This is a genomic window from Peptoniphilus harei (genome assembly GCF_016726485.1).
In the GTDB taxonomy this organism is placed as follows: domain Bacteria; phylum Bacillota; class Clostridia; order Tissierellales; family Peptoniphilaceae; genus Peptoniphilus_A; species Peptoniphilus_A harei.
In genome coordinates, this window is sequence record NZ_CP068103.1 from 666,955 (window position 1) to 678,874 (window position 11,920).

The 11,920-nt window shown below is 34.3% G+C and carries 14 protein-coding genes; 2 read left to right on the forward strand and 12 right to left on the reverse strand.

The features are described 5' to 3' along the window. Positions 1-6: 6 nt before the first annotated feature. The 9 genes from I6I93_RS03100 to I6I93_RS03140 are packed head-to-tail and all read right to left on the reverse strand — an operon-like array spanning position 7 to position 8,407. Complete coding sequence (locus I6I93_RS03100) at positions 7-633, reverse strand: V-type ATP synthase subunit D (RefSeq protein WP_112889397.1); 627 nt, start codon at positions 631-633, stop codon at positions 7-9. Further along, the gene (locus I6I93_RS03105; RefSeq protein WP_112889398.1) at positions 623-2,014 is read right to left on the reverse strand and encodes a V-type ATP synthase subunit B; all 1,392 of its coding nucleotides are present in this window, start codon (positions 2,012-2,014) and stop codon (positions 623-625) included. Before I6I93_RS03105 ends, I6I93_RS03100 begins: the two co-directional genes overlap by 11 nt. Next, entirely contained in the window at positions 2,011-3,783 is a 1,773-nt protein-coding gene (locus I6I93_RS03110; RefSeq protein ID WP_112889399.1) for a V-type ATP synthase subunit A, read from the reverse strand. The genes I6I93_RS03105 and I6I93_RS03110 overlap by 4 nt, the downstream gene beginning before the upstream one ends. After that, positions 3,764-4,405, reverse strand: coding sequence for a nucleoporin Nup88 family protein (locus I6I93_RS03115; RefSeq protein ID WP_112889400.1), 642 nt, complete (start codon positions 4,403-4,405; stop codon positions 3,764-3,766). The genes I6I93_RS03110 and I6I93_RS03115 overlap by 20 nt, the downstream gene beginning before the upstream one ends. After that, positions 4,406-4,720 (reverse strand): V-type ATP synthase subunit F, encoded by a 315-nt coding sequence (locus I6I93_RS03120; protein ID WP_070700784.1) that lies wholly within the window; start codon positions 4,718-4,720, stop codon positions 4,406-4,408. It abuts the gene before it with no gap. Beyond that, positions 4,720-5,139 (reverse strand): ATP synthase subunit C, encoded by a 420-nt coding sequence (locus I6I93_RS03125; protein WP_005953789.1) that lies wholly within the window; start codon positions 5,137-5,139, stop codon positions 4,720-4,722. The genes I6I93_RS03120 and I6I93_RS03125 overlap by 1 nt, the downstream gene beginning before the upstream one ends. A gap of 14 nt (positions 5,140-5,153) precedes the next feature. After that, positions 5,154-7,061: a V-type ATP synthase subunit I gene (locus I6I93_RS03130; RefSeq protein WP_112890562.1), complete on the reverse strand. Its 1,908-nt coding sequence runs from the start codon at positions 7,059-7,061 to the stop codon at positions 5,154-5,156. Positions 7,062-7,083: 22 nt separating this feature from the next. After that, positions 7,084-8,091, reverse strand: a complete 1,008-nt coding sequence (locus tag I6I93_RS03135) for a V-type ATPase subunit (protein WP_112889401.1) — start codon at positions 8,089-8,091, stop codon at positions 7,084-7,086. Then, entirely contained in the window at positions 8,084-8,407 is a 324-nt protein-coding gene (locus I6I93_RS03140) for a hypothetical protein (protein WP_070700775.1), read from the reverse strand. Before I6I93_RS03140 ends, I6I93_RS03135 begins: the two co-directional genes overlap by 8 nt. A gap of 407 nt (positions 8,408-8,814) precedes the next feature. On the opposite strand from I6I93_RS03140, the gene I6I93_RS03145 reads away from it, so the two are divergent. Both I6I93_RS03145 and I6I93_RS09415 read left to right on the forward strand, forming a co-directional pair. Continuing rightward, complete coding sequence (locus I6I93_RS03145; RefSeq protein ID WP_232012792.1) at positions 8,815-9,066, forward strand: transposase; 252 nt, start codon at positions 8,815-8,817, stop codon at positions 9,064-9,066. 35 nt (positions 9,067-9,101) lie between these two features. Continuing rightward, positions 9,102-9,389 (forward strand): transposase, encoded by a 288-nt coding sequence (locus I6I93_RS09415; protein WP_112889403.1) that lies wholly within the window; start codon positions 9,102-9,104, stop codon positions 9,387-9,389. A 178-nt stretch (positions 9,390-9,567) separates the two neighbouring features. Here I6I93_RS09415 and I6I93_RS03155 read toward each other — a convergent pair whose 3' ends face one another. From I6I93_RS03155 to I6I93_RS03165, 3 genes are read right to left on the reverse strand one after another with little or no spacing between them, the layout of a single operon-like run. Next, positions 9,568-10,770 (reverse strand): ABC transporter permease, encoded by a 1,203-nt coding sequence (locus I6I93_RS03155; RefSeq protein WP_112889404.1) that lies wholly within the window; start codon positions 10,768-10,770, stop codon positions 9,568-9,570. Next, the gene (locus I6I93_RS03160) at positions 10,770-11,195 is read right to left on the reverse strand and encodes an FMN-binding protein (RefSeq protein ID WP_019108511.1); all 426 of its coding nucleotides are present in this window, start codon (positions 11,193-11,195) and stop codon (positions 10,770-10,772) included. Before I6I93_RS03160 ends, I6I93_RS03155 begins: the two co-directional genes overlap by 1 nt. Further along, on the reverse strand, positions 11,192-11,911 hold the full coding sequence (locus I6I93_RS03165) for an ABC transporter ATP-binding protein (protein ID WP_005953892.1): 720 nt from the start codon (positions 11,909-11,911) through the stop codon (positions 11,192-11,194). Before I6I93_RS03165 ends, I6I93_RS03160 begins: the two co-directional genes overlap by 4 nt. Between the last annotated feature and the right edge of the window lie 9 nt (positions 11,912-11,920).

An 11,920-nucleotide genomic window follows, 5' to 3' on the forward strand; every position in this document is an offset into this window, starting at 1 on the left:
TTTATTTTATTCTACTTTTCTATTCTTTTTATTTTTTACCTTCTTAAGTCTAAAGAAGTCTTCTCTTTCTTTTTCCGCCAAAATTTCTTCGATCTCTCTAATAATACTTTTGTACTTAGGTATTTGAATCTTGTCAAGGGCATTGGCTCTCTTGGCAGTCTTTTTTATTTCATTGGCAAGCCTAAAGACAGAAGTTTCTATCTCGGCAAGCTCATAGATGACAGGAAGAATTTCTGAAATATTTATCTTTGCCCTGTCAAAGGCTGCATTAGATTGGTGGAGGGAATAGTCTGCCCTAGCACTGGGCTTTTCATATTTTATTTTTGGAAGCTCTAGCCCCATAACTGAACGTGAAATAATTTCGTAGTCCTTTTCTAGTGGAGCTGACTCTCCCATATCTTTTAGGGACAAGGCTCCCATAGATATAGTTGCCATTACAAGTTCAGAGTAAGACTTATCAAACTTTTCTTCTATTTCATCCTGTAAGGCCTTGGCATTTTTATTTAAGTCCATCATTTCCTTTATAAGGACTGTCCTCTTCTTGTCAAGAAGGTCATAACCCTTCTCAGCAAGGACGAGGGCATTTTTTGATGCAATTAAATTTGCCTTAGTAGGTGTTACCTTAATCGCCATTCTTATCACCTAGATGTTTTTCTTTTAACTTAGGATCAATTCTATCAATCATTTGACTTGGAAGAATCTTTAGCAGTTCCCAACCTAAATCTAGGGTTTCTTCAATGTCTCTATTTTCATTTTGGTCTTGAGTTAAGAATCTCTTTTCAAACTCTTCGCCAAATTTTAAAATTAATTTTTCGTCATCTGATATATCATCTTCACCAATAATTTGGGCGAGGGCCCTAGTTTCCTGTACCTTTGAGTAGGATGCAAAAAGTTGTGATGATAGGTCTGGATGATCTTCTCTTGTATAACCTTCTCCAATGCCGTCCTTCATAAGTCTTGACAGTGAAGGAAGGACATCAATTGGTGGATAAACTCCCTTGGAGAATAAGTCACGACTTACTACAATTTGACCTTCAGTGATGTAACCTGTAAGGTCAGGGATCGGGTGGGTGATATCATCATTAGGCATTGTCAAAATTGGGATAAGAGTTACAGATCCGTCGCTATCCTTAATCATACCTGCCCTTTCATAAAGAGCTGCAAGGTCTGAATAAAGGTGACCTGGATAGCCCTTTCTTGATGGAACTTCTTCTCTTGAAGATGAAACTTCTCTTAGGGCTTCTGCATAGGATGTTATATCTGTCATAATTACAAGAACTTGCATGTTCTTTTCAAAGGCAAGGTACTCTGCTGCAGTAAGGGCACACTTAGGTGCAATAAGTCTTTCCATAATTGGGTCATCAGCATAGTTGATATACATAACAACCTTGTCGATTACACCAGAATTTTTAAAACTTTCCCTAAAGAAGTCAGCTTCATCGTGCTTTACGCCAATTGCAGCAAAGACAATGGCAAAGTTATTTTCTCCGCCCTCGTCTGCAATCTTAGCTTGTCTTACAATTTGGGCAGCAACTTCGTTGTGAGGAAGTCCTGATCCTGAAAAAATTGGAAGTTTTTGTCCCCTGATAAGGGTCATTAGTCCATCTATAGAAGAGATACCTGTTTGGATAAAGTTCCTTGGGTATTCTCTTGCTGATGGGTTAATTGGTCTACCATTTATGTTGTAAACATCCTTTGAATAAATGGCACCTCCCTTGTCAATTGGGACTGCTGTACCATTAAATACCCTTCCCAAGATATCTGATGAAAGTGGTATTTCAAAAGGGTGGGCAGAGAATTCTACCTTTGTATTTTTTGTTGATACGCCAAGGTTGTTGCCAAATACTTGGACAATTGCCCTGTCTTCATCGATTTTTATAACTTGACCAATTTCAGATCTCTTGCCGTCTTTTGAGATAATTTTTACAACTTCACCATAGCTAACTCTGTGAAGATTTGAAAGTTCTAGTAGGGATCCTTCAATTCTATCAAGTGTTAAATATTCTTTTTTCATTCTACATCACCATAAGTTGAGGCAAGCTCTACATAAAAGTCGTTAATTTCATTGTTCAAGCTCACAAATTTCTTTAAGTTTTCGTTTTCTATATCGTACTTCATGTTGATTACTTTTCCATAAAGTTTGTTGTTCTTAATTACAGAAATAGGAATCTTTAGCTTTAATGCTTCCTTTCCTCTTTCGTATAAATTGTCTATAGTCTTTAACATTTCAAATTGCTTTTCAAGTGGCACAAAGGTGTCAATTGGGTTAAAGGCATTTTGTTGTAAGAATCCAACTTTTACGACACGACAAATTTCAAGGACAAGTCTTTCTTCGTCGGGAAGGACGTCTTCACCAACAAGCATAACTATTTCATTTAACTTGGCTTCCTTGTGAAGAAGGTCAAGATATTTAATTCTTAGGTCTGGCAAGTCCCCATCAAGTCTCATGTCGTAATAGTTTTTAAGAAGTGGGATGTAACCTGAGTAAGAGTTCATCCAGTTTATAGCTGGATAGTGCCTTGAGTAGGCTAGTTCCTTGTCAAGTGCCAAGAATACATTGACAAACCTCTTTGTGTTTTCTGTAACTGGTTCAGAGAAGTCACCACCTGCTGGAGAGACTGCACCAATAAGAGTTACAGATCCTTCAGCTCCTGAAAGGGTATTTACATAACCTGCCCTTTCATAGAAACCTGCAATTCTTGATGGAAGATAAGCAGGGTAACCTTCTTCGGCTGGCATTTCTTCTAGACGACCAGAAATTTCACGAAGAGCTTCTGCCCAACGAGAAGTTGAGTCACCCATTAGGGCAACGTGATAGCCCATGTCCCTAAAGTATTCTGCCATAGTTACACCAGTGTAAATTGATGCTTCACGGGCAGCTACTGGCATGTTAGAAGTGTTGGCAATAAGGATTGTCCTATCCATTAGTGCCTTGCCAGTGTTAGGGTCAATTAGTTGTGGGAAGTCTTCCAAAACTTCTGTCATTTCGTTACCACGTTCACCACAACCAATGTAGATAATGATGTCGGCGTCACAATACTTGGCAATTTGGTGCTGAGTCATTGTCTTTCCAGTACCAAATCCTCCTGGAACAGCAGTAGTTCCACCCTTGGCAATTGGAAAGAAAACATCGAAGACTCTTTGACCAGTTACAAGTAACTTGTCAATGGGAAGTCTTTCCTTAACTGGTCTTGGAATTCTTACTGGCCAGTTTTGGTACATCTTAACTTCATTTATCTTTCCAAATTCGTCCTTAACCTTTAAGAGGACTGTCTCTATATTGTATTTGCCATCATCAAGAATTTTTACAACTTCACCAGACACATCTGGAGGAATCATAACCTTGTGAGTGATGATATCTGTTTCAGGAACTTCAGCAAAAATTTGTCCTCCATGAACTTTGTCGTGAAGTTTTACCTTGAAACTTACATCCCATAATTTTTCTTCATCAAGAGAAATAAGTCCAATACCTTCTGGCATAAAAGACCCGTGTTCCTTTTTTATAGATTCAAGTGGTCTCTCTATACCATCGAAGATACCTCTTATCATCCCAGGTCCAAGCTTTACAGAAAGTGGTGCTCCTGTTGAGATAATATCTTCGTCACGTCTTAGGCCTTCGGTTTCTTCATAAACTTGAACAGTGCCTAGGTCTCCGTCAATAGAAATAACTTCTCCAATTAATTTTTTCTCACCAACTAGGACCATCTCTCTAATCTTGTAGTCAGCCATGTTTTTGCCAATTACAACAGGTCCGTCAACTGATTTAATCTTCGCTCTTTCCAATGACTTCACCCCTTTCCTTTAGTCTTTCATGTAGCATTGATCCAATTTCATATTTCATGTCGTCAAGTTTATTCTTTAGAGAAAGGTTGATGTTGTAAGTTTTGTTGATATCAGACACAATGAAACCACCAAGGTGGTATTCATATAGCTGGTCAATCTTAAGTTCAACTCCTTTTTCCTCTGCAATTTCCTTAAACTTGTCCACTAATTCTTTTTTCTCATCATCTTTTACATAAAGGTAGATAGCCTCTTCATCTATTTCATCTAAAATATCTCTAAAGCTTTCAACTTCTTTTTCTACATATTCATCTGTCTTTGTAAATTCTAAGAGTTTTTCTGAAAGGGTTTCAAGAAGTTCATTTAGTAGCTTTTCATCTTCTTCAAGAAATAGGACCCTCTTTTGTTCTTCAACAGAGGCAATAAGTTCATATCCCCTTCTCTTGGCAAGATTGACCCTCCTATCAACAAAGGCCTTTTCGTCTTCTTCAAGAGACTTTAGCTTTTCTTCAAGGATCTTTGCTGCCTTTTCTCCTTCTTCCTTTATTCTTCTTTCACACTCTTCTTTTTGCTTTAGAAAAACAATTTTGTTGAATATGGCAATTTTGTTTTCAAGTAAAATCATTTAATCACCTACAGCTTTCACACCAACAGATTCTCTGACGTATTTTAAAATAAAGTCATCTTCCATCTTGCCGTCGAGGTCTGGGATAGTTACCACTAGGGGAAGGTCGCCAGATAATTTAAAGTCTAGGACCTCCTCTTTTATTTCCTTAAAAGAAGAATAAGTTAGGATAATTATTCCAATGTCCTCTTCCTTGGTGTAAGACTTAAAATTTTTTAAAAGTTCAGATCTGTTATTACATTTAACAGACCTTACGCCAGCTAGGCGAAGGCCGTTAATAATATCGTCATTTGATGTTAAAAGAATTGATCTCATTATAGTCTTCCAAGAATCATAATTGAAATGATAAGACCATAAATAGCAATACCTTCTGCAAGTCCTAGATAAATCATTGATTTACCAAGAATGTTAGGATCTTCTGATACAGCTCCAATTGCTGCAGAACCTACATTAGAAACGGCAACCCCAGCACCTAGTGAAGCAAGACCTGTTGAAAGACCTGCTGCTAAGAAGCCTAGTCCGTTTCCACCTGTTGGAGCAGCTGCAGCTGATGCCATTTGTGGAACTAGAGAAATAAGACCAAATACAAAAACTGGTGCAAAAACAAATAGGTTTAATTTCATAAAGGCACGGGCAAATTTTCTGTTTTTGTCTGTTCCCTTATAAATAAAATAAAAACCTGAAACTACCATTGAAAATACTGTTAAAACTCCTAAAATAATTATTTTTTCCATTATTAAACTCCTTATCAATAAACTTTGTCGGCTTTAAATAATTCGCCGTCACCACTATAATACTTACTAAACATTTCATAATACTCAAGTCTAAGAGATTGAATAAATACAATAAGACCTTCTAGACCAAGGATTAGGATATTGCCGAAAATTAAGACTGCAATATTTCCTCCCCTTGAACCAAGCATTTCCCCAAGAGTTTTAAAGGCCAGGAACAAACCAACGTGGTTTATTGCAAAGGCACCAACCCTTATAAAAGAAATAATTGAAGACATGGTAGAGAGAAGGGCTTCCAAGAGTCCAAAGGAGGACTCAATATAATAGTCTGAAGCAGATTCTTCTGGCTCTTTCTTAAATAAAAGCTTAAGAATAGGCCTCTTTAATAGCATGATCACAAGAGATCCAAGTAAAATTCCTATAGAAATATTCTTAGGAAGAGGAGCAGATCCTCCCATTACGGAAATACCTATATTGATCATGGCTATAAAAATTAGGACTCCCAAGAATCCTTCCTTTGCAAAGAAGGCTTCATCAGGTCTACCACTTTTTAATCTATTGTAAATACCAATACCATAGGCTATGGCAAGTAAAATAATGCCGAAGTAAATGGCCGTTACAAGTGTGCCATTGATGTCTTCAAAGGGTCTAAACCAAATAGCAGGAATAATCTCTTCCAAGCCAAAGACTGACCCATACATTAAACCAAAGAACATTGAAGAGGCTCCCATTCTAAGTAGAAGTCCACCAAAGTCCTTGTTCTTCTTAGCTAAGATTAGTCCAGCAACTGCAAATACTGCCCCTTGACCTAAGTCGCCAAACATTGCACCAAAAAGAATCATGTAGGTAATTCCAAAAATCACTGTTGGGTCAAACTCCCCATATGCTGGAGTGCCATACATGTTAATTAATAGCTCAAAGGGCTTGAAAAAATTTGCATTTTTAAGCTTTGTAGGTGTCTTCTTACTTCCTTCCTTAGGATCAAAGTATTCAATATCAATATCCTCGTACTTAGATAGCTTTTCTTCTAATTTTTTTGTATCGCTAACTCCAATCCAACCTGAAAGATAAAAATACTTATTTGACCTAAGCATATATTTCTTTGCTTTTTCAATTTCTTCATAAGAGAGCATGTGGGCAAGGCTTGTCCTTAGCTCTTCATTCATGGATTCTAAAAGATTTTTCTTATATTCCTCAATTTCAAAAATCTTTCTCTTTACATTTTCTTCCTCTTCTTCAAGATTCTTGAAAATTAAGCTAGCAGTACCTTCAACATTTTCGCCAAGAAGGTCAACTTCTGTGAAGTTTAGACTATTTAGGACCCTGTTAATATCCTTTTCAGTTTCCTTTGGATATATAACAAGGAAAAGTTCCCTATTGTCAACTGTTCCTGTGTGATAAATCATAGCGAGGATATTTCCATAATTTTTCTTTAGTCTAGCCCTGGCATCCTTGTCTAGGAAGCCAAACCTAGTGTTAAAATATTTTAAGTCAGCAATATCCTTAAGATCTATATCAACATTTTTAAAAAGTTCATAGTTTTCCTTTAGGGTGTCTAAAATCTTTAGGCTTTCCTTTGTATTTTCATACTCGTCCATTTTTTTACTTATATTTTTGACAAAGGAATCCACATCTTCATTTACATCAATTTTTTCAAAATACTTGTCCTCAATTTTGTCAATGCCAAGAAATTCCATGATTTCTTCTGCTTTTTTTGCACTGACCTTGTGGGACTCATCTTCTTCAATAGGTTCAATATAATTAAGCTCAAGATTTCTCTCTAGGTTCTTTTCTAGATTCTTTTCATCATCTAGACTGAAGACAAACTTGTTCTCTTCAATATTTGTCTCAGCAGACATAAATTGCATACATTTCAAATTTAAAATATCCAAAATGATGGAATCCATATCTTGAATATCGCCCATTATATTGGCGACCTTCATTCTTTCAACGGCCAACTTCTTCACTTTCCTTTCTATCGACGATCATATATTTTAATTTTTCTTCTTTACTTAGGCCAAACCTAGTAGCTTCCAAAATTCTTTCAATGTTTTCAATTTCAGAATCCAAAAGAATTAAGAAGCTCATAAATTTTCCAATCCCATCTGTCCTTCTAAAATTCTTGTTTGCAATAGAATACATTAGCCTTTTAGAAGTCCTTCCAGTTCTTATAACCCTACCATCGGCAAAAAGAATAGAGTACTTAGACTTTTTAATCTCTTCTTCAAATTCTTCTTCATCAATATAAGATAGGTGGAGGAGCTTTTCAGAATTGTAGTTACCACCAAAAATGGTAAAGTTGAAAATTTCTTCTGGTGAAATATCATAATACTTCTTGGCCCTGTATATCCAGATAATATTTAATAAATCTATCTTGACTCCAAAGATCTTTTTGAACTCGTCCCTATCAGCCTTTGACAAAGACTTTATTGACTCAGTCAAGTTCCTGTAATAGTACTTGTCAAGATTCATCTCAATGGAAAAAAGGGAATCCTCATCTCTTGATGACTTGTAGTTCTTCATGTAGTCGTAATAAGGCGTGTCCTTTAAATTATCTATAAAAGATTCAAAGCTTTCTTCCTTAAAGGGAATATTTCTTCCATTTATTACTAATTTTTCAACCCTAGGCTCCTTATTCATCCTTAGGGCCCTCAAGATTTTTACAATTTTTTCTACCTTTTCTCTTTCCATGTAGGCCTTGATAAAGTCTGAGTACTTACCGGGCAAAAATCCTTGAAGTTTTTTTACTTGTCTTCTTCTGTAATCTTGCAAAAACTCTTCAATTTCATAAATATCTGAAAAGGAATCTATATTTGGAAATTTCTTTTCCTTTAAGTAAGAGAGACAAAATCTGACATTGTCGCCCTCTGCCATATTTACAAAGTCTTCGTAGACCAAAAAGTCCGAATACATTTTTAAAATCTTAGCATTTAAAGCCTTTAGACCTTCAAACATTGGAGTCCCTTCCAATCAATTTATCAAAGGCAACTCTTATTAGGTCGTCAGAATTTTTTTCATAAAAAGCTTCTATTTCTTCTAGATTTTTTTGATTTTCTTTCCTAAGATCATCGGCCTTATTTTCAAAGTCTCTTAAAATCTCATCGCTTTTCTCCTTGCCAAGGAGTTTTGACTTTTCTATTGATTCATTTTCAAGATCTGTTAACTTTTCTCGCAGGTCTTTTTTTATTTCTTCTATTTCTTTATCAGTATTTTCGACAAGTTCTCTGGTTTTTTTATCTATTGCCAAAATACTATCTATACTTTCTTTCAAAAATATCACCACTCTTTTTATTTCCTTGTGCAATTCTCATTATATTACTTTCAGTTTCTAATTCAAGGGCTTTATAGGAGTTTGAAATATTTCACATTTCTATCACATTCCATATATTGAAAATTTATTCTCCTTTGTGAAAATCTCTTTCATTAGTTTTTAATAATAAATAATTTTCTTCTTATTTATCTTCTTTGGGATTCTCATAATATCCCATTTCTTGGCCTGTAAAATTGAATTTTTAAAATTCAAAAATTTTGTTTACAAAACTCTAATTCTTATACTAAGGACTACTCGTTAATAATAAGTGAAAAGCTAATAGATTTTTTAAGTTTATTCTCATAAGTATTAGATTTAAAAAAGTACCTAACAAGGAGAGACAAGGTGTTAAGTTTTTTGTAAGTGATATGTCCAATACCTTTAAGTCTGTCAAGAATAGATTCTTTAAGAATTCTATTCATATAGTTGATAGGTATCATTTCATTAGACAAGTTTCATGGGCTTTAGAGAATGTTAGAAAGAGAATTCAAAAGGATATTTCTTCTAAGCTAAGAAAGTATTTTAAGAAAAGTAGGAGCCTATTTATAAAACCTGCTTCTAAGCTAACAACTGACCAAGCTAAAGATGTTTCTTTAATGCTTGGTTTTGTGAAGATTTAAAATTAGCATATAGGTTAAAAGAATTATTTTACTGTGTGCCCTGTTGGTACCAATATGTTCTTACTCAACCCAATAGAGTTAGAGCCACTAAATCTTTAAGAGAATGGATAAAAAGAGCTGAGGAATCTAATTTAAAAGAATTTAAATCTTGTACCACTGCTTTTAAGAAATGGTTTGATGAAATATGTAACTCTTTTGATTATCCTTGGTCTAATGGTCCACTTGAAGTTACTCACACTAAGATAAAGACTTTAAAGAGAAATTGTTTTGGTATGAAAAATTTCAATTTGTTTAGAAAAAGAATTATGTTTGCTTGTAAGTAGTGATAGGAAAACAGAAAAATTCCGTAAAACCCCTAGTAGTTTTATTTGCTATGTTTATTTTTAGTAGTTTTTTATTGTTTTAGAATTGATAGTTTAATTAGCGTCTAAGTATTGATTTTTAAATGAAAAGAGAGACTCGAATTAACGAGTCTCCCCAATATTTGACATAGAGCCTATTTTAATCATTATCTCTTTGCATCAATAATAATTCTACTTTATTTATTTTATTAATAGCAATAATTGAAGATATTGGTCCTAACAAGGTTCCTAAAATTATTACTATTATTAACATTAAAATCATAAGGAATATATTCGGTCTTAAAAAAGGCATATTCAAAAGTGATGAAAATACATTATTGAAAGTTATACTTAAAACAAAGGAAAGCACAGAACCTATGACTGCACCTGTACCATTAATTAGCATAGATTCAATAAGAACTACTTCACTGAGTTTTTTCTTTGTTGCTCCTAATATCCTTATGGTTGCAAATTCTCTTTTCCTTTCCTTAACTGATAAGGTATTTACAAGACTTAAAATAAAAAAAGCTAGTATCCAAATCAAAGCTATCAATATATACACATACACAAGCATGTTTTTTGCTGAATCTGAAACTTGTGTCATTATTTTTCTTGGCAATAAAGGATACACTTTTTCTTTTTTAAATTCTTCTTTAATAAGTTTTTGAATTGTTTTTGGATCTTTGTTTTTTTCAACTTTTACTAAAATAGAAGATATATCATCTTTTCTTGCCACCGGATGATTAATTATCTTTTCATATTCCTTGGCTAATCTATGAGTTTCTTCTATTGTCATAAAAACTGAATTATCAAAACCCATGCCAGTTTTTGCAAGCCTACCTCTTATATCAAATTCTTGATTAAAAAATTTAACCTTATGATTAATATCCCCCACAATGTTAGCACCTACAACAACTTGCCCAGCTTTAATTGGAGTTTTAATCTGTTTTTCAAGCCAAGGTTTAACGCTAAAGTCATCAGAAAAGTCAATTCCTATAACTTGAATGGGAAAAGAACAGCATCCAGCAGAAAGTGTAGCTAGATAAACTTGACCACAGGCTTTTTCAACTCCTGGTATTTTTTTTACTCTATTTAATATATCCTTGTCAAAAAAGAATGTATTAGGTTCTCCCCTTAATATTGCACCTGTAATTTTGGAATCATAACCTTCTGGGACTACTATAATGTCTGCTCCCATCCTATCTGATAGAGATTTCATGCCGTTTTTAAGAGAAAAAATTATAAATGATGACATGAATAATATAAAAGTTAAAATTCCTACAAGTAAAATCAAGGTAATTGACCTTGCCTTTTTATTTTCTATATTCTTTTTTGCTAAATTAACTGTGTATAAATCTTTCATTATTTTGCATCAGCAAGAGCATTGTTGCAAGCTTCAATAAATTGCTTGTAGGTTTCTGTTGCCCCCGAAATAACGTCCACTCCTTCAGGGCTTCCTTTTTCCACTAATCTATCTGGGTATGACTTTGCAAGATTTATAGCTTGTTGGGCAATCTTATATAGTCCTTCATTTTGGCTTTGACCATAAGATTCATCCTTTTCTTTTCCATCTCCATCAATGTTTTGCATTGTGCAAGATTCAATCTTATTGTCTTTAACACTTATATCCACTTTTACAAGTCCGCCTCTTTCATCTTTGGCAGATTCTCCATGATATGTGCCGTCCTTATAGCTTACGCTTGGAGCTTCTTCTTTTTTATCTCCTCCACAAGCAACTAGGACAAGCCCCAAAGATAAAATTATTAATGCATTTAAAATTTTTCTCATATAAACTCCTTAAGTTTTTCGTCTTTTATTGTAGAATCAAGAACAGGTCTTTTTCTTTTCATTTTTTCTTCTTTTGTAATCTTACCATGTTCAAGAGTTATCATTCTTTCAGATTCTTCACCGACTTCAGGGTCGTGAGTTACAACAATAATTGTTGAACCTGCATTGTGAAGTTTTTCAAATATGTCAAGAACTATATATTCATTCTTTTCATCCAAATTTCCCGTAGGTTCATCAGCCAAAAGTATAGCAGGATGATTGATAAGAGCTCTAGCTATACATACTCTTTGTTGTTCCCCACCTGATAATTGGTTGGGTAAGTGCTTGGCTCTATCAGCAAGACCTACTGCAGCCAAAGCTTCCATTGCTTCTTGTGCATCTGGCATAGAATGATAATATTGTGACATCATTACATTTTCCAAAGCACTTAAATAATTAACTAAATGAAATTGTTGGAAAATAAGTCCTATCTTATCCCTTCTAATAACTGTTAGTTCCTTAGGTGATTTTTTTGCTATATCTTCACCATCCAAAATAACTTCGCCAAGTGAAGGTTTATCCATGGCACCAATAATATTCATCATTGTTGTTTTACCAGAACCTGATGGACCCATTATAGAAATCCATTCGCCCTTTTCTACACTTAAATTGATTTTGTCAAGGGCTTTAAGTTCACCATAAATTTTTGAAACATCTACGAGTTTTAATATATCCATAAAATTCCT